Source organism: Roseburia sp. AF20-18LB, from assembly GCF_003461185.1.
In the GTDB taxonomy this organism is placed as follows: domain Bacteria; phylum Bacillota; class Clostridia; order Lachnospirales; family Lachnospiraceae; genus Roseburia_C; species Roseburia_C amylophila.
On sequence record NZ_QTWP01000002.1, the window covers coordinates 504,188 to 523,214 of the forward strand.

The window sequence follows — 19,027 nt, forward strand, 5'->3', positions numbered from 1 at the left end:
TCCATGTATTTTCACATTATCACAGGTCTATGCCTGTGACTGACATTTATCGGCTCTTATGAACCTAAGAGACCTGACAGTGAGGATGTAGACTGCTGTAATTTTGCCAGTGCAGTTTCCATTGCTGCAAATTTCTTATAATAAGAATCTTCCATCGAAGTAATCTTATCTTCCCACTTCTTAATGGTGGTAGTATAATTGCTATACTCTTTTGCCATCTGCTTATCATTATAAACAGTCATTGCACTGCTCAGAGAATTAGAACGCATCTTGGTATCAATTTCATTGTATACACCAGTAACAAGCTGCTGCATGAATGCCGTAACTGTATCTGGGTCTTCCTCTATCATCTGTTTGAGCTTATTGGTCTTAGAGGAAACTGCAGAATCATCTGCATCACCGTCAATATGATAAGCATTTTCCTCATTCTCATCTGCATTGAGATATCCCAGGGTTGAAATACCAAAGCTGGAAAGGCTATAACTCTTACCATTTACAGTATATCCCTTATACATGGCACTGGTCATGGAATTCAAAAGAGTTCCTAATGTATCATCACGACGAAGCAATGCACTCTTTACCTTCTTCTCCCATTCCTCTACTTCAGAATCTGTCATGGCATCTTTTTCTTCCGTTGTCAACGGCTCATATCCTTTGGCAGAATCTGCGTTATAAAGAGAAGTCATCTCATTAATCAGGGAATTATATTCTTTTAAGAAATCTTTTATTTTCTTGTATACACCGTCTACGTCATTCTTTACCGTCACATTAATCTCACTGCCCTCTGTTGAAGCCAGCGCCTCAATCTTCAGTCCGTTAATACTGAAGGAGTTAGAGGATGACGTATATTTTGCATTATTTACATAAATCTCTGCATCCTGGCCATCTACGCGGGTTGCATCCGTATTGTACTGTGTCTTGTCAGCTGCATTGGCAAGCTGTTCTACCGCATAGGAAATACGTGCCTCCAATGCCGCCTGATCTTCCCCGTTATCTAACAGGGCATATTTTTCAAGAACAGCCTTATTGTCACTGATAATCTGATTCTGGGCAGTAATACTGTCCTGCTCTTTCGTAATCTTATCATTGTATGCATTGGTAAGTTCTTCTATGGATGCATATTCTGAATCTGCTGCCCCCTTATAAGCATGCTGTACACTGGTAATGAAATCATTCATATCCGCTTTTTCATCAGCTGTCAGGGTGTCATCAGCTGCCTGGGCATCATACTTGTCTACTGCTGCCTTTGCCGCCGCAAATTCTGCAATGGTAACCTGTTTTACATCTTCTCCGGCCTTTTCATCCTTCTTCTCAACAAGACCTGCTTTGGCTGCAAGGGCATTCAGGCGGTCTGTACCGGTTGCTTTTTTATCATCTGCGACTGTATCGTCTGCTACAATCAGCTTTCCTTCTGAATCTCTTTTAAAGTTTCCATCATCATCCAATTCATATGTTTTCGATGAATCAGCTTTGGACATAGCTGCCAGTTCATCCAAATCACGGATTTCTCCTGCATTATCAAGTCCCTTATATGCATTCATCATGGTCTCATAGGAAGATGCATAATTTACCTTTGTTGTATAACCGGAAATCTTAGAGCGTGACTGTGTAATGCTGTTATTGGCTGCTGAGATTGCATCCTTGGAATTCTGCAGATCCGCAAGAATCTGTGCTATATCCTGTCCATCATACGCTGCCCATGACTTATAATTCTCTGTATTGCTCTTGGAAGCTACCCTCAAGCCCAGTGCCTTTAATGCTGTACTTCCATTGGCATCTACTCCTGACAGACTGAAATCATTGGCTGCTCCCGTGCCGGATGCTGCCACATAAATTCTCTGGTTAGTAGCATCATAAGAAGCCTTTACTCCTGCCTTATTTAATTTAGATACAAAATTACTTACGGTTGTATCTGCTGTCACTTCAATAGTGCTGGTCTTTCCGGCAGATGTCACTTCAATCTTTCCACCGGCAAAGCTGTCATCACCCAATAACTCGCTAAGCTTGGTTGCTCTGGTTGTAGAAGCTGCTAACTGGCCGCCGGTAAGATAACCGGACTTTGCCACCTGATTAATCTTTAAGCTGTAGCTTCCGTTTACAGCAGTACCCTCTGCACTGACACTTGCCTTAGTAGTATCCGACACCGACGCCATCTTGGTCTTATACGCAGAACTATACTTTAAGCTTGTCATGTTACTGTAAAGACTCTTTACCTTTTTATTTAATGTCTTCCATGCATCCTGCTTCCAGGAAAGCTTGGTCTGTGCTTTTACATATGTATTTTTCTTTACATTATATGCAGATACGAGCTGTGTAACAATCGACTCGGTATCCATTCCTGACGCTAATCCTGATACTCGAATTGCCATCTTAAGTACCTCCTATCTCTTCTCGTCTACCATCAGCCCTGCCATCTCCCAGAGCTTCTGTATCATGTCAAGTGTCTTCTCCGGCGGATATTCTTTAATCACTTTCTTGCTCTCTTTGTCCACAATCTTAATAGTGACACGATTGGTTCCTTCGTGGATACCAAAGATTGCTTCTGTATGAGCCTGGCTGCGATTGATGCTCTCCACCGCCTTCTTAACCTGTTCCGAGGAAGAGGCAGTTGCTTTTTCTTCTTCTGTTGGATTCTGACCCTGTGCTGCTGCATTTTCTAATACACTGGCATTTTCCTGCTGTATTTCATCTGCACTTGTCTGTAATCCTTCTGTTGTTACTGTGGAACTTTCTCTTATTGTTCCCTGAACCGGAGAACTTCCCTGATACACCGATCCACTGTTTCTGATTGATTCAATTGACATTGCTTACACCTCCATGTGCTTCTTGTCATTTCCGTTTACCATTGTTCTAACTCTTATATCGGTAGAACCCGTAAATTTATTTAGCGGTTACAGTAAATTTTTCAAAGCTTCTAACCCATCAGCTTTAAGAGAAGCTTCATTTTCCTTCTGAATCTGTAAATATACTTCTTTCCGGTATACCGGCACATTCTTCGGTGCGCAGATGCCGATTTTAATCTGGTCTCCTCTGATTTCCAGTACTGTTATCTCAATATTGTTATTGACAACAAGGGATTCTCCCTTTTTTCTTGTTAATGCCAGCATCTTATTCACCTGCCTTCTTCTTTGCTTCTTCTAAAATTTCATAAATTCTGTATCTTACCGGCAGGTCATCCTCTACGATTATCTGACTCGCTTTTCTTGTGTCTGTATTAATTACAATCGGTGCTTTTAAGTTCACTGCAAGTTCTTTGATATTCTGTGGCACGGTAACTGTTACCAGTACATAAAGGTTATCCTCTTTTATGGTTCCAAGGTTCTTTAACAATTCATCTTCCACACTTGGATTATATGTTTCACAAACGAACAGCGGATCCATTACCGGAAATGCTATCTCCGGCTCGTCCATGGACTGTAACCAGGAAATGGATGGTCTGCCCTCTTTTTCTTCATCGAAGATTAAGGTAAACTTCTTCATATCCGGAAATCCAATGATTCCGTCCTCAAATGTTATGATTTTGCTTTCGTCAATTTCTATTTCCCCAAACAATCTTGTTGCTGCTTTCATGCCAGTTTCTCCTTTCTTACAGATAATCCAGTAAAGTCTGTCTTTCTAATTTAGCGGCCGCCTGTAAAGATGCCTGATATGCAGTATAGGAAGAAGTATAGTCAATGATAATATCTGACAAATCCTTATCCTCATTGTCTGATTTTAGTGCCTCTACCGTCTGCTGCTGATTAGACATGCGGTTCTTTGTAATATCAAGCTGCTGTCCCTTGCTTCCCACATCCGTGATTGCAAGGTTTACATCTGACATATAGCCTTCGAATTTTGTCAGTCCCCTGTTAAACACTGTCTGCAGCTGATGATCTGCATAATCTGCCTGTTTCTGGGCAGCAGCCAGACAGCTTTCCAAATATTCCTGGTCGTCCTTTGAGGAATACTGGCTTAAGCCTTTCATTTCCTTAATGTTGTCCACTACACTATGTGCGTCAATTGCTGACTGCACAATGGAAGTAAGATTATCTAAATCTCTTGCGATATCAGAATTGAACACTGTGCTTGCCTGTGTATTTACCACCAGCGTCTGATTCGATGCAATGGTATATTCAATATCCTGCCGGACTCTCTTTCCATTTTCAAAATTAGTATATTGGATTGGATTAGCTGCATCTGTATTATTGGTACAGTCAAAATAATTCTCCGGTCGTAATTCTCCTTTGGAAAATCCGGTCTTATCATAATTTACAGAAACCGTTGCTCCGAATGATTTCAGATTTGATGCCAGCGTTTTTCCCATCAGGAATTCACCGGTGTCTTTATTAAATACGATGTCATTATCTGCTATTGCATAAGAAGACGCTTCTAAATCACTGGTGGTAACAGTGGTAACATTCAGCTCTTTCGTGGTCATCTGTCCGGTTGCTGTGTCTGTATAACTGTAACTGATTTTTCCACCAGTAATATCGGTAATATTGTCATAGGAAAGGCGCAATCTGTGCAGTGTAGTATTCTCCGGTGTACCCGGTGCTGTCTTTGCAGCTACGTCTGCAGCTGTCGGCGTCTTAACATTTCCATAGGAATAATTATATTCTTCTATTTTATCTGCGGATAAATACTCGCTGATATTATATGTCTCTTTGCTGTCTGCCTGAAATGTCAAGGTTGAATTCGTCTTATAACCGGTAAATACTGTTCTTCCTGCATAATCTGCATCACCTTCAGAATAAATCTGGTCACTTAAGGACTGTAACTGCTTTAAAATAGTCTTACGGTTTTCTTCCGTCAGTGTTCCATTGGCTCCTGCATCACACTGGGTGTGAATGGTAGTCAGCAGCTTTTTCATGTTAGTAAGAGAGGTTTCGGTAACATCTAACCACGCCTCTGCATCCGGAATATTTTTTTTATAATACTGATTAATCTGGCTTAAACTGCTGCGCAGCCGAAGTGCACGGATAGCAATAACCGGGTCATCAGATGGCCTGCTGATTTTCTTCTGTGATGTCATCTGATTATTCAATGTATTCACATTGGTCTTATTTCCATTGATATTTATTTTGGTATTGCTCATGATCATGTTATTGGTTACTCTCATTCTAACAAACCTCCTTATACTCCGGTCTCTAAGATTAATCTGTCATACATCTCTGCCATAACAGAAACCATCTTGGATGCCAGATTGTATGCATTCTGGAATTTTACTAAGTCCAGTGCTTCTTCATCTTCATCTACACCGGATACAGACTGTCTCTGCATATCGATAGTCGACTCTATATTGGAATAATTCTTGCTGAAAAGCTCCGCTTCTTCTGTATCTACAGAAATATCCGAAAGCAGACACTGTAAGAAAGCATCTGCCCCCGTTCCACGGTAAAGCTTGGTGTCACTCTCTAATTTCTTCAAGCTATCCAGCAATGTATATTTATCCACACCATCGGTGTACTCTGACCTGGTTACTGCTGCAAATCTTCCCGGGTCTGTTATGGACTCTGAATTTACAGCAAAGTTTAATGCTGTCAGCTGATAATAGGTATTGGAACCGGAGGATATCTGTGTATCTGTAAAATCATATTCTCCGCCTAAAGCTCTCTTTCCTACAAAGAAGCTTCCCATTTCTTTTCCATTTAAATCTACTGCAGGATCATTTGCATCTCCCCGCTCAATATCATTAAATGCTTTGGTAAAGCTCCTTAAGAACTGGTTCATCTGGGACATATAGTACGGGATTCCCATGGCATCCACACTCTTTCCAATGCTGACACTTTCTCCTAAGAACTTGCTTCTCTGGGATGCATTTAACTCCTGCTTTAATGTAAAAGTATAACTTCCATCTGCATTCATGGTAAAATCGGAATAAAGATAATCATTGTTTAATACTGTTATGATTCCCTGTTCTGCAATGGATAATTTCTCTACATCCGTCATAGATGGATTCTTTACGGTAATCTGTGTTACAGTTCTTCCATCTACCACAGTATTCTGGATACTTCCGGCTTCTGTTCCTATTTTACCGGTAAAGTTTTCTGCATTATTTCCATCCCGCATTTCAAACAAAGCTCTTAAGCTTCCACCCATGGATGCACTGGCTGCATTGAATTTTACTCCGGTATCTGACCAGGTCAGGTCGTACAATCCATCAATATCAGTCTGGTTAATCTTCTGCTCTCTCGCTTCATAAGAGAGGGTACGGTAATCGTATCCGTCCACCATGGTCTGTCCATTAATTTTCACGGTGTATTTATTAATTCCAAGATCCATATCCGGATAGTTACTGTTGGTAATCGGCACTTCTGATATTTCAACCGGAACAATTGCGGAAAGTTCATCCACCAAAAGTGCTCTCTTATCTCTCAGCTCATTGGCATGTCCACCATTGATTTCCACCTGATTAATCTGCTTATTAATCAATGCAATTTTCTCTGCAATGGAGTTTACATTATCTACAGTAGACTTAATCTCATTGTTTAAGGTTCCCTGTAATTCCTGAAGGTTCGTAGCAACTCCGTTAAAATAGGTAGCAAGACTCTGGGCACTTCCGATAAACTGCTTTCTTACATTTTCATCAAAGTTCGTATGCTGTGTGGTATCCAGATTATTAAACATGGTTTTTAACAATGTGGAAAAACCCTTTTCCGTATCATCATCTGTAAAATATGTCTGAATCTGTTCCATATAGTAAAGACGTTTCTGATACAATCCAAGGTTTCCGTTATTATTCCAGTATTTCGTGTCATAATAACTGTCCCGGAGCTGTGTGACAGAAACCGCATTTACTCCGGTTCCGGTGGTTCCGTATTTTGCATTGACACGCATTCCTTCACCGGCTTCTTTATTCGTTACCTGTTTACTGTAACCCTTGGTCTGTACATTGGATACGTTATTGGCAGCAGTATTTACAGATGCCTGAAATGCATTTAATGCAGATGCTGCTATATTTAATCCAAAAAATTGTGACGGCATATTCCCACCTCTTCTATATTACAATCCGTTAATTAATGTCTCTATCATGTCACTTACCACATTCATAAAGCGGCTGGCTGCATTGTAAGCATTCTGGAACTGAATCATACTGGTCAGTTCCTCGTCAGAAGAAACTCCGATTACCTGCTGACGCTTATTATCAACGGTATTTACCGTGTTATTCAGTGTCTCTGACATGGTATTGTAAACAGAACCTGCTGTTCCTGTTTCACCAATCATCTGTGCATAATATTCCATAAAGGTACATTTACTGGTAGCATTCGGATTCAAAGAAATCTCACTCTTCTTCCACATCTCTGTAAATGCGGTACCAAGCTGCTGCGCTACCTGTTTATTATTACTATCCTGTGTCAGATGCGGGATGTAAGATGGCTGGCTGATAATTTCATCATTTACCTTAAGGCTGGACAAGGTATACATTTTAGAAATATCTGTTGCACTTTCCTCATTGTATACATAGTATGTCCTGGTATTTCCAGCCGCATCCGTTACATTCACCTCTGTATAGCGATCCGTTCCTACCCTGGAAAATAGCTCCTGTGGTGGAAGCTTTCCATCACTTCCTACTGCGCAGTTATCTGTATCTAAAACTTTCATTCCCTGTGTAATGGTAAACGCATTTCCATCTGCTGTTGTTCCGGTTAAATCTGTGCCGGCATATTCTACATTCGGACAGAAGATATCATTGATTGCTGTAACCATTTTATGTACCAGCTGGTCTAATTCTGCTTCTGTAGAAAGCATTACAGACATTCCTGCATCATCATTATATTCCTGACGGGATTTTCCTTCTATATCACGGTAATCTGCCACATAATTTCCACGCTGCATTACCAGTGCCTTCAATTCTCCGATGTCGGTGTTATAAGCAGACGAAATATCTACATTAAAGTTAAATACATCGGCTGTCTGTCCACGATTCGTATCTGACATCTGCGGCCAGTATGGTGTAATATAACCGGTCTCATCATCTACGCTTTTTCCCATCTCATATACCTGGGCACGATTTACGAAATCAACACCTTCTATTGAAACAAATACAGTTCCATCGTATTTTTCATCATAGTCGATATGAACCAGACCTGCCAGTTCGTCCAGTGCGTTATCCCGCTGGTCCCTTAATTCCATTGCAGTCTCGACTCCACCAGCCTCGATTTTTACAATGTTTTCGTTTAAATCATAGATTTTCTTTCCCAGTTCATTAATCCGGTCAATATCTTTGGAAATTTTTGTATTTAAATTATTCTGATAGTTCTGTAAGCTTGTGTAAACGGCTTTCGCCCGGCTGATAAACAGACTCGATTTCTGCATTACAAGGTTCTGGTTTACCGAATCAGACGGATCTTTGGAGAACTCTTCAAATGCAGTATATAAAGACGAGATACTATCCTGGAATGCTTCTCCCTCCAACTCCTGAAAATAAGTATAAATTTCATTGGTTGCAGAGTAGCATGCGGAATAAAAAGACTGTCTTCCAGTCTCTGTACGATATGATTTATCTAAAAATATATCTCTTGAATGAATGACATCTGCAATACTTACACCAAGTCCGGACTGCTGATTACTGATTGCTGCATTTTTATCAAATGTATTGTAATGGCGGTCCGCCTGAATGACCTGCTGGCGCACATATCCGGTTGTGTCAACATTCGCAAGGTTATTTGCTGTCGTATTCAAGGCATTCTGGCTTGTCCGAAGTCCAGAAGAACCAATATATAAACTTCCCATTCCATTTGCCATGGTACTTTTCCTCCTGCCTACTGTTTCGTGTCAAAAGCGCTGCTTCCTAACAAATCTCCGGTATTGTATGCAGATTTGTTATAATTTGCCGTTTCCGGTGCCTGTCGCAGGCTCTTAAACAAGGTCAGGTCAAACTCCACCATCTCTAAGGACTGTTTTATCAGTGCCTGATTCTGTGTGTTTAGCTGTGCCATTTCCTTTAACGTCCTGTGAAGTTTATCCCGAAGTGAAATAAGGCGGCTTTGTTCTTTTGGCTGTGATTCCAGTATCTGTATCATGGTCTCAATGGTAAAATCATCCTTTGATTTACCCAGTACATCTGCCATATCCTGTAAGATAGTTCTGCGGCGCACTTCATATCCATGAAGCACATCTGTCATTTCCTGCTCCATTGCAGTAATTTCTTCCAATCTCTTTACATTTCCGGCAACCAGTACATCTGTCTTCTCTTTTGAAAGAACAATCAACTCCTGATATTGTTTATCTTCCTGCAGAAGTACATCTGCCAAATCCTCCATCAAACTAGCCACGGCTTATCCTCACTTCTTACTTCTTCATTTCGTTATATTTTGCCAGTAACATACTTGCAAAATCTCCGGAATCCACATCATATTTTCCTGACTGGACACTTGTTTTCAGTTCTGCTACTTTATCTTCCCTGATATCCGAAGCTTCTGCGACTGCCTGTTTTGCGATCTGGTAATCTCTTCCCAACTGGGAAATCTGCACTTCATCCCTGCCTGTGCTTACACCATATGGCTGCTGTACTTTACCAGTCTTACTTGTTTTATATATGGATGCGATCTGGTTATAAGCTTCTATACGCATAACGGCATCTCCTTTCTTCCTTGAAATGATTCGCATTTCTGCTGTCTAATCTATTTATCGGACGTTTCTTTGGAAAACTTAGTGCAATTTTAAGAAAATATTTTTTCCTCCTGTTACCAGTCTGTAGTGCCTGCCTGCAGCAGCTTCTTGCGTAAAATAGCCCCGGCATCACTGACACCGGGGTTATCTCTTTTATTTTCATTCTTATATAATATCCTTAATGGATAAAATGTGACGTTTCATATTTTCAAAATACTGATTCATCATGCGATATGCATTTTCCATGCTGCAATAATGATTCTCTGCAAGATTAAGAAGTGCATCCTCCACCTGGTAAATCATCTTATCATTGATATGGTACTGTAATGCTCCTTTTTCTACCTGAAGATACTTTGTCTTAATCTCAGGCAGTCCCAATGTTTCATTGAGGCTGCTTCCTCTTGCATCTTCTTCCAGTAATATGGAGAGGTTTCTTCTGGAAAGGTTATAGATATGAGCATGTACACGAAATCCGATATGCAAATCGCAGTCATCATATACTTTAAATCCTTCATCACTGCCTGATATATCCATAAAATGCACATTCAGTTCCTTCATAATTGGTTCTATTCCAAGCCTTGCATCCGGGAAGCCTCTATGGCAGACAAAATATATTTCACAGTTTCCAAAGAATCTTCTTACAAACTGGGTCAATTCTACTGCCAGACCCCAATTCGCCATGTTTCCGCAATCCGAAATACAGATTTTTCTACTGGATGTCAGCCCTTTTCCGGTATATCTTGTAATTCCAATATGTTCCAAATCATACCATGCCGGACAACCTGTCATCGCTATATTATCGTAACCATTGTTGCGCAATACATTCACGGTTGCAATATCCCTGCATCCCATCTTCAGGCCTTTTTCCATTGCTTTCTGAAACAGTGCCCTCATAGGTTCTTCAAATTGATAACTATACTGGCTGACCACATCTGAATTGTGTTCCCACCATCCCATGCCAAGGAGCATAACTGGGATTTTAATTTTATTTAAATCATCTGTAACTGGTGCCATCCTTGGATAAAATCCATTACAATATCCAGGTCCACCGGCAAACACTAAAATATCGCAGGCATTTATTTCTGGAAGTTTTTCTTCCAGACTCTGATTTCGATAATATTCCACGATTTCACTGTCTGGATAAAAATATTTCAGTAATGAAATTGCCCGGTTCTTTATCAAAAAATCGCCGGCATTAATAATTGCTCCGTGTAATACAGCTATTTTCATCTCCGTCACCTCTCTTCTTTTATTTTACGTTTCCTTTTAATAGTATCTGTAACTTCTCACCGGATGGCTTGCAGTATACACGATTGACAGAATTAAAAGCAGTACACTGATTCCCGCCAGCACAATGGTTGCAATTGCAAGTCCTTTTTTCTTCGTCTGTAAGCCCTGGAATCCACACCAGAATTCCAACACAATTATAATTGCTCCGTATGTAATACCAAAGAAGGATAACAGCAGTCCCACCAAGCTGATTACAAAACCTGCAATCGTCCAGTTCTCCCTTGTCTTTCTGGATTTCTCCACAAACTGATTGGCACTGTTCTGTGGCGGGATATACCCCTGCTGTGGTGGCATGCCCTGCTGCATCGGTGCTCCCTGCTGCATTGGCATTCCCTGCTGCATTGGCATTCCCTGCTGTGGTGCCATACCCATCATATCAATGCGATGCAGTTCTACAAACAGCGGTTCTAAATCATCCCGGAAAGATTTCTTTGGAATGGCACCTACAAAGCCTTCCAGCCCTCTTGGTTTCTCAAAAGTTCCCATATATGCCAGCACAATCACTTCTGTTCCATGAATGTAATATTCTATAGAACGTTTTCCCTTCATCCACGGGTCATTAAAGAAATAATAATTGGCATTTGGCTTTGGCATCTGTACATACTGGTTGGCTGCCAGATAATTCTGAATCACCTGGTTAATCACTGCCGGTGCCGCATGCACGCTAAATCTGTATTCTGTTTTTTCTTTGCTCATTTTTCCTTCTCCTTTATATTATGTAAACCGCCTTTATTCCATCGGGCATCCCCGGCGTTCCGGTCCTTCCATGCCGCTTACATACCGGGCATTGAATTCCATATTAATCTCCCGGAGTTCCTTCTCTCCATCAATGTATGCCTGATACATTTCCACGATTCCGGCACTGCATCCATCGCAGGTTGCAGAAATATTTCCCAAGGATTCTGCAACAATTGCCTCACGTTCTTCTTTTGTTGTATCTTTGATTAAATATCCGCTCATCCTTATTCTCCTTACCAATCACTTTTACACAAACAGCTTCTTCACATTTTCAGCATCAAAGGTTACGGATGGCACATGGTCTACTTCGATCTGATAAAGGGCATTGGCTGCCAAATGTTCTGCTGCCTGCTCTAAATCACGGATGCCGGACGTATGCTTAAACTGCTCTACAATTGCATCCAGTCCATCCTCTGTTACAACACATTCACCCTGATGCAGACCGATTCGTTTTAATACCTTCGGCAGTGCAAACCGGGAGAAGATAATCTTCTTTTCTTCTGCGGTATAATCCGGGATATCAATTACTGCAAAACGGGATAAAATCGGTGCACTGATATCGGCTTTATTGTTAGCAGTAGCAATCGGATAAACTCCCACGGTCGGAACCATACATTCCATATAGTTGTCGGTAAATCCAAGGTTATCTAACAAGGTTAACAACACATCTGCCGGGTTTCCGTTTCCTTTGCCGGATGCTGCTTTATCTAACTCATTGATAATAAATACCAGATTGGATTCTCCTGCCATGGAAAATGCTTCCATGATAATTCCAGGCTTTGCATTGGCATAGATACGGGAGCTTCCGGTCAACTGCTCCGGGTCATTGATGGAACTCATATCCAGTGTTGTCCAAGGCAGCTTTAAGATTCTTGCTACCGCATAGGCTATCTGGGATTTTCCGGTTCCTGCCGGTCCCACCAGAAGCAGTCCATATGCCGGCAGGGTATGGGTTCTGTTAATCTGAATGATGGTTTCCATGATACGCTGTTTTACTTTCTCCATGCCATATAACTCTTCATCGAGAATCTTTCTTGCTTCTACCGGATCAATTGCCTCAAAATAATTGCTCTTCCACTGGATATTCATCATAATAGACAATGCTCTCTGGGCATGACGGCGTTCCTCCGGTGATACCTCATGGGAGCGTGCTACTGCAAGGTTTCTTCTCGCCCAGAGGCGGATATTATCCGGCATGGTTCTGCCGGCGCAAGTCATAAAATCGGAAATGCTCTGTAAGCTGGTCAGCTTCATATCATCTCCATTTTCATCCTCTTCTTCCTCGTCCATTTCCTCTGTCGGTGCACTGCTGGCAAGAAGTCTCTCTATCATAAACTGTAAAAATCCATCCTCTGCCGACAATTTGGTTCCTGCACCAAAGGTTGTCTCCCGAATCTTGTATACAGCATACCCGTCTTCCCGATTTTCTCCGGAAAGGCGCACACTGATATGATTTTCTCCCAGCCATTTAATCAGGCTGACAAAACGTGCATCTACTTTTAAAATATCTGCGCTGTAAGTCTCGCTTTCCTCTTTAAATTCAAAAGCAGTCTGCTGGCTCTGGTTTGCAAACACTCCTCCGGAATGATGTTTCCAATGACGGCTCTTATTGTCCAGTACGAGAATCGGCTCCTCCGCTGTCTTCTCCTTCTCGTTGGACTGAAACGTTGTATAAGTGCATATGGACTCTGTCTTTTTCCCGCCCGGTGCATTACTAAAGTCAAAAACTGGCATTTTTCTCTCTCCTGTATTTTTCATTTGTCCTCTTAAACTGATAAAAAGACCTTTTCTCTCAGAATACCACAAGGGTTCTGAAAAGAAAAGGTCTTGCTGTTTTGTTTTATTATCTGCTGTTATTCTACGCCTTTTAAGATTTCTACCATATCAAGCTTGCGGATTCGTTTCGAGAACATGAAGCTTACCAGCATCGAAATTGTCATAACCAGAATACCGGCTATGATATAATCCACCGGTGCCAGTGACAGATTATAATCGAAATTCTCTCCATTGGTTTTTATCATTGCATTTAATGACACATTTCCAAGCGGTGCTCCAATAAGGATTCCGATGATGCTAAGCCACAGATTCTGCATGCTTAAAATTCTTCTTATCTTAGAAGAACGCAGTCCCAATACCTTTAAGGTTGCAAATTCTTTTACTCTTTCACGAAAGGAAAGTACGCCGGAATTATATAATACGACAACTATCATAAGTATGGAAAACACTGCCATCATACCTACCATCATATTCATGATTTCCATACTGCTTTCATAGGCTGCCTGCATTTCGCTCTTACTGTTTACTCCGGTTACATAATCAAGGTCGGCTGCCAGCTTACGGCTGATGCATTTTTCTTCTTTGCCACTTCTACCTGATTTACCATTACCACTTCGCCATCCAGTTCCTCTGCCATATCGTCTACATCTTCCGTCTTGGCATCTTCTGAAAATTTAATCTGGTACTCACCTACGGTTACGCGGTTAAAGTTAATCTCTATCATACTGCCTAAGAGTTCATTACAGCCGACTGCATATATCATCAGCAACATACCGACTGCCGTTCCAATTACACACATAAAGCTTCTTAACTTGGCTCTGGAAATATCCCTGATATTGTACTGGCTGGTAAAGGAAAGTTTTTTCCAGAATGGCAGTCTCTCAAAAATGCATTTCTTTCCCTTCTTCGGTGCTGCCGGCCGCAATGCCTCTGCCGGCTTAATATGAAGCAGTTTCCGGCAGCTGATATAGGAAGCAAGTACGCATACTGCCACAATGCCTGCTGCAATGATAAAATACATCGGATGGAATACCGAATGCAGACCCGGCACGATATACCAGTTTGCAAACATACCAATGACTGCCGGGCTTCCCCACAAAGTTCCTGCCAACAGTCCAAGAACGACTCCAACTACCGAAACAACAAGACTGAAACTGATATAATGCAGCATGATTTTATGCCGTTTCAAACCAAGGGCATTCATGGTTCCTATCTGGGTACGCTGCTGTTCTACCATTCTTCCCATGGATGTTGCAATTACTAAGATTGCGATTCCCACAAAAATGATCACAAACAGATAGGAAAATGACTGATGCTGCTCTAACTCACTGTCTAACCGCGCCAGTCCCGGAATAGATTTTCTGTCTACAATGGCTGAATAATCACGGTCGATGCTTTTATCTATCATCTGACCTAACTACCGTCGATTTTCCTGCTCCTGACTGTCCTAAAATCACCACAAATTCTCCCTCGTTAATGGTAAAGTTCACATGATTGACTGCATATTGTAGCGCTTCTCCTTCTTTCGTACAAGTTAGTCGTGTCTAATCGGAATTATAGCACAAAAATAAGGATAACCAAGTTCCGGTTATCCTGTTGAGAAATATTATTATTAATTTTCAAAAAAATTTATTCTGTTAATCCTTTGATTTCATCCACAGATAATCCTGAAATTTCTGCTATCTGCTCCAAAGAAAAGCTGCCCATCCGGAGCATCCGGGTTGCTGCTTTAACAGATGCCTGCTTTTCACCTTGTTCCACCCCTGCCTCAAACTCCGCTTTGCGAAGTTTCTTTTCTTCTTCCACTTTATCATATTCGAAAATACTCATCGCAACTACCTCCGCACGATTCTTTTTCAGGAAATCAGCAAGTATATTCTCCCGGATGCATTCTGTAACCGCTCGTTCCACAGCATCCTCCAACGGAAGCTGCTCTGCATACTTTCTGACTTTCGCTACATACTGCGCATACTCCTTTAATTTTCGGCAATGCTGCATTAATTCGCAATTATGTCCTTCATTGATATTTAATGTTGTCACAATCAGTTCCAATGCCGGTTCTGCTCCGGTATGTAAAAAAGCATCTGACAGCCGGCTGATGCAACAGTCCTCTAACGGCTCTATTCCATTATAAAAAACAAAAAAGCCGGGAGTCGGAATCTTTTGAATTGCAGATGAATATAACGATTTCCGGTCGATGAGTTTCTGGTATTCCGCTGCAATATAAAACAAGTCCCGAAGAGGAATATTGGGATTTACTGTAGACTGATGTTCATAAAGATAGAGATTCATGTCTAAAATAAATGCCAGATCATTTTTCATTCCCATATAAATAGCATTTTCCAATGTTACAATTTCCAAGTCATCGGGATTGGTATAATTCCGTTTGTTTACCGCATTATAGAGTGACAGAAGTGACTCCCTGTCTGAAAAAAGCATACGAAAAATCGTATCCTTATAATTGCGGTTTGCTGCTGGTACTTTCTTTGTCATATATAGTTCCTCCTTTGATTTGCAGGAAGCTGCTACATACTCCTTTTCCTGTAACTTCTCCTGCTTTTTATTTAATAAATGGTATAAAAAGCATAGATAGATACAGAAATGTCATAACGCTTAAGACTGCCAGAATGGAATAATAGAAAATGCTATCTGGATTGTATTTTATGCTTTGGATTATTGTATCACAAAGATTTTGTCCCCGGCAATCCTTTTATGAATATTTTAGATTTCTAAGAATCTCTTAAGTTTTATTAATGAGTCTGTTCATATTCTAAGAATTCTTTTGTCTTAGACCAGTACTTGATTCCCCAGTTTTCAAAATTCCATTCTTCCATATAGGCATTACACTCATAATCCACATAATAGAGGACATTTTGCCACAGGATAAAATTTGTAGGGAAATAATCAATATTTGTATGTGCAGCATATAACTTTGTGCACATTTCTTTTACCTGTTGCAGGCAGATTTCCGGCAGTGCGTCCTTTTCCACCTGCTGATAGACAGTGTCTCCCGGAATGTATTCCTTTAAAATGCGTTCCTGTGTTTCATCGATATCAAGCAGCTTTGGCATGGTAATTCCAATTTCCATAAGCCGTTTATAATCCCTTTTTTCAGCCTCTAACTTATTACCAAACTGATAATAACTGCATGGTTCATGGTGAATCTGTTTCAGGACATATTCCTTCTCCCCATCCGTCACAAGATAGGAATAGCCGCCTTTCCCCTTTCCAAGCAGTTTTTTCACTTTATATTCTTTTCCGTTTAATGTCATTATCTCTTCTTCCGGCAGCTCCATTTCCGCTCCGATATCCAGTTTCTTTTCATAAGCCAGCTTATCCGCCATACGGATGCTGCGCGGTTTTCCGGTATCATCCACCAGAAGAATCGTAACCATCGGTTCTTCCCCCTCCGGCCGTCCTTCACAGCCGAATTCATCCTCAATAATATCTGTGATTTTGTATTTTTTCATCTGTTGATTCCTTTCCTGTTACTTCCTTTATTTCTTTTGAAATATCTATGCTTCTATTACGAGACCAACTTTTAACTGCTCCACCATATCGCCTAACTCCTGCTGTAGAATCCGAAAAGCTCTTCCTCCCGTACAGTGACCGGTATAAATCTTTTTTACACCGGTTGCCTTTATTTTTTCTGCCAACTGCCGAATTTCAGTTTCCCCCTTTTGAAAAATGTGGAAGCCACCAATCATCATTTTTGCCGGCTTTTCAAACAGTTTGCTGACCTCATTTATAATATTGTCTGCGCCACCATGCGAACAGCTGTTAAAAATAATAAGACCATCCTCTTCCTCTATTACAAGACTTTGTTCATGGGCAAAATTGTCCGGTCGCCAACGTCTGCCGTCTCTGATATACATTTTATTGGCGGCTCCGATTGTCTCAAGACCTTTTGTCGTATGGGGAATCAGATATACATTTTCATAAAGTTTGTACTTTCCGGTCACATATTCAATTCTATCCTTCTGTCTGGTTAAGATATGTTTTGGAATTCCAATATATTTATGAATAAACCACTTCTTAAAATAACAGTTTTCACCGGTTCCCTTTTGAAGATAAAATTTCGCATTCTCATTTTCTTCAAAAAATGCCTGCATCCCATTTGCATGGTCATAATGGGCATGGGACAATACCCCATAATCCACTGCCCCGATATCCTTTTCCAATGCTTTTGCATTTACCAGAAAACGGTTTGATGCACCCGTATCAAGCAGTATATTTTTTCCTGCCTGTTCGATATAAATGCTCAACCCCCATTCTCCAGTTGCAATTTCCGTTCCTATATTATCTACTAATACAGTTGCTTTCAAATTGAATCCCCCTTTTCTTATCTCATTACTTTTCATTATACCAATTTCCACTATTTCTACAATCATATCCTGGCAGCTTTCTTCCTGCAATTTTCTTCATGCATCTATCATCCATTGTAGTTTCTCCTGTTTCTCGTATTGTTAACTCATATCTTATTTCAGGTTGACATTCAGTTAATTTTTGTTTATCATAAAAAACTGTAAAATTCACACAGATACAAAGGAGACAAACCATGGATGCACTGACACTGGCACAGGAAATTATTGACGGACGACGCATTACGCGAGAGGATGATTTATCCTTTTTTCTTACCTGCGATTTAAAGGAATTATGCGAAGGAGCCGACAAAATCCGTGCTGCAAGAATTGGAGATAAAGTAGATTTATGTTCTATCATAAACGGACGAAGCGGACGCTGTCCGGAAGACTGTAAATATTGTGCCCAGTCTGCACATAACCATACCAACTGTGAAGTATATGACTTCCTGCCGGAAGAAGATATTATCAAAGCCTGCAAAATGAACGAAAGCGAAGGAGTTGACCGATTTTCTATCGTAACTGCGGGAAAAGCACTGACCGGTCCGGAGTTTGAAAAAGCCATTCACGCCTTTGAATCCATGCATCGGGAATGCAAAATCGATTTATGTGCTTCCATGGGATTTTTAGACGAAGAACAACTGCACCGCCTTCATGAGGCAGGCGTTACCAGCTATCATCATAATATAGAAACATCACGCCGGAATTTTCCAAATATCTGCACCACCCATACCTACGATATGAAAATTGAAACTTTAAAGAAAGTAAAAGCGGAAGGCATGTGCGCCTGCTCCGGTGGTATTATCGGAATGGGCGAAACCTGGGAAGACCGTCTGGATATGGCAGTAAGTTTAGCTGAACTGGGCATTGATTCTATTCCAATCAATGCTTTAATGCCAATCCCGGGAACTCCATTAGAAAATCTGCCGCAGTTAAGTGAAGATGATATTCTGCGTACCATTGCATTCTTCCGTTATATCAATCCGGATGCAAATATCCGTCTGGCTGCCGGCCGTGCACTGCTTACCAACGATGGCGAAACTGCTTTTCAGGCTGGTGCATCTGCAACCATTACCGGAAATATGCTGACTACTGTTGCCTGCGCTACCATAAGAAGTGACCGGAAATTGTTAGAAGATTTAGGCAGGGATGTAACTCCGGATTACTGGAAAGAAGCATAATAGATTCTTATGGACCTTTGATAGAAAAAAGGAAGCCGTCACCATCGGAATGTACCGACCCCTAAAAGTTAGACCAAAAAATCTAACGAT

General features: G+C 41.0%; 20 protein-coding genes. 1 reads left to right on the top strand and 19 read right to left on the bottom strand.

What is annotated here, in order from left to right; all coding sequences use genetic code 11:
• Positions 1–56 precede the first annotated feature (56 nt).
• The 19 genes from fliD to DWX65_RS07085 all read right to left on the bottom strand — a co-directional run bounded on the left by fliD (position 57) and on the right by DWX65_RS07085 (position 17,786).
• The gene (gene fliD / locus DWX65_RS06990; RefSeq protein ID WP_118173130.1) at positions 57–2,369 is read right to left on the bottom strand and encodes a flagellar filament capping protein FliD; all 2,313 of its coding nucleotides are present in this window, start codon (positions 2,367–2,369) and stop codon (positions 57–59) included.
• Between the two features lie 12 nt (positions 2,370–2,381).
• A complete protein-coding gene (locus tag DWX65_RS06995; protein WP_118173131.1) occupies positions 2,382–2,804 on the bottom strand; it encodes a flagellar protein FlaG in 423 nt (140 codons plus the stop codon).
• An 87-nt stretch (positions 2,805–2,891) separates the two neighbouring features.
• Positions 2,892–3,107, bottom strand: a complete 216-nt coding sequence (gene csrA / locus DWX65_RS07000) for a carbon storage regulator CsrA (protein ID WP_117841490.1) — start codon at positions 3,105–3,107, stop codon at positions 2,892–2,894.
• A gap of 1 nt (position 3,108) precedes the next feature.
• Positions 3,109–3,570, bottom strand: coding sequence for a flagellar assembly protein FliW (fliW, locus tag DWX65_RS07005; RefSeq protein ID WP_117841491.1), 462 nt, complete (start codon positions 3,568–3,570; stop codon positions 3,109–3,111).
• Positions 3,571–3,586: 16 nt separating this feature from the next.
• On the bottom strand, positions 3,587–5,098 hold the full coding sequence (locus DWX65_RS07010; RefSeq protein WP_117841492.1) for a flagellin N-terminal helical domain-containing protein: 1,512 nt from the start codon (positions 5,096–5,098) through the stop codon (positions 3,587–3,589).
• 14 nt (positions 5,099–5,112) lie between these two features.
• Complete coding sequence (gene flgK / locus DWX65_RS07015; RefSeq protein ID WP_117946007.1) at positions 5,113–6,963, bottom strand: flagellar hook-associated protein FlgK; 1,851 nt, start codon at positions 6,961–6,963, stop codon at positions 5,113–5,115.
• A gap of 18 nt (positions 6,964–6,981) precedes the next feature.
• Positions 6,982–8,724 carry a flagellar hook-associated protein FlgK gene (gene flgK / locus DWX65_RS07020; RefSeq protein ID WP_118173132.1) on the bottom strand — a complete coding sequence of 581 codons (1,743 nt, stop codon included), beginning with the start codon at positions 8,722–8,724 and terminating at the stop codon, positions 6,982–6,984.
• 17 nt (positions 8,725–8,741) lie between these two features.
• On the bottom strand, positions 8,742–9,254 hold the full coding sequence (locus tag DWX65_RS07025; RefSeq protein WP_022242359.1) for a flagellar protein FlgN: 513 nt from the start codon (positions 9,252–9,254) through the stop codon (positions 8,742–8,744).
• A 16-nt stretch (positions 9,255–9,270) separates the two neighbouring features.
• On the bottom strand, positions 9,271–9,552 hold the full coding sequence (gene flgM / locus DWX65_RS07030) for a flagellar biosynthesis anti-sigma factor FlgM (RefSeq protein WP_117841495.1): 282 nt from the start codon (positions 9,550–9,552) through the stop codon (positions 9,271–9,273).
• A gap of 204 nt (positions 9,553–9,756) precedes the next feature.
• Positions 9,757–10,821, bottom strand: a complete 1,065-nt coding sequence (locus DWX65_RS07035; protein ID WP_117841952.1) for a polysaccharide pyruvyl transferase family protein — start codon at positions 10,819–10,821, stop codon at positions 9,757–9,759.
• A 36-nt stretch (positions 10,822–10,857) separates the two neighbouring features.
• On the bottom strand, positions 10,858–11,577 hold the full coding sequence (locus DWX65_RS07040) for a DUF4190 domain-containing protein (protein WP_117841951.1): 720 nt from the start codon (positions 11,575–11,577) through the stop codon (positions 10,858–10,860).
• A 33-nt stretch (positions 11,578–11,610) separates the two neighbouring features.
• Entirely contained in the window at positions 11,611–11,841 is a 231-nt protein-coding gene (locus DWX65_RS07045) for a hypothetical protein (RefSeq protein ID WP_022244117.1), read from the bottom strand.
• Between the two features lie 24 nt (positions 11,842–11,865).
• Positions 11,866–13,353, bottom strand: a complete 1,488-nt coding sequence (locus DWX65_RS07050; protein ID WP_118173158.1) for an AAA family ATPase — start codon at positions 13,351–13,353, stop codon at positions 11,866–11,868.
• Between the two features lie 119 nt (positions 13,354–13,472).
• Positions 13,473–13,904, bottom strand: coding sequence for an ABC transporter permease (locus tag DWX65_RS07055; RefSeq protein ID WP_118173133.1), 432 nt, complete (start codon positions 13,902–13,904; stop codon positions 13,473–13,475).
• Positions 13,905–13,927: 23 nt separating this feature from the next.
• The gene (locus DWX65_RS07060; RefSeq protein ID WP_118173134.1) at positions 13,928–14,803 is read right to left on the bottom strand and encodes an FtsX-like permease family protein; all 876 of its coding nucleotides are present in this window, start codon (positions 14,801–14,803) and stop codon (positions 13,928–13,930) included.
• A complete protein-coding gene (locus tag DWX65_RS07065) occupies positions 14,793–14,885 on the bottom strand; it encodes an ATP-binding cassette domain-containing protein (RefSeq protein WP_197420783.1) in 93 nt (30 codons plus the stop codon). Before DWX65_RS07065 ends, DWX65_RS07060 begins: the two co-directional genes overlap by 11 nt.
• A gap of 139 nt (positions 14,886–15,024) precedes the next feature.
• Entirely contained in the window at positions 15,025–15,888 is an 864-nt protein-coding gene (locus tag DWX65_RS07070) for a hypothetical protein (protein WP_118056696.1), read from the bottom strand.
• Between the two features lie 257 nt (positions 15,889–16,145).
• Complete coding sequence (locus DWX65_RS07075) at positions 16,146–16,865, bottom strand: hypothetical protein (RefSeq protein WP_330414774.1); 720 nt, start codon at positions 16,863–16,865, stop codon at positions 16,146–16,148.
• Positions 16,866–16,910: 45 nt separating this feature from the next.
• On the bottom strand, positions 16,911–17,786 hold the full coding sequence (locus tag DWX65_RS07085; RefSeq protein WP_242997831.1) for an MBL fold metallo-hydrolase: 876 nt from the start codon (positions 17,784–17,786) through the stop codon (positions 16,911–16,913).
• 167 nt (positions 17,787–17,953) lie between these two features.
• Between DWX65_RS07085 and bioB the strand changes: the two genes are divergently transcribed.
• Positions 17,954–18,937, top strand: coding sequence for a biotin synthase BioB (bioB, locus tag DWX65_RS07090; RefSeq protein ID WP_022244125.1), 984 nt, complete (start codon positions 17,954–17,956; stop codon positions 18,935–18,937).
• Positions 18,938–19,027: the final 90 nt, after the last annotated feature.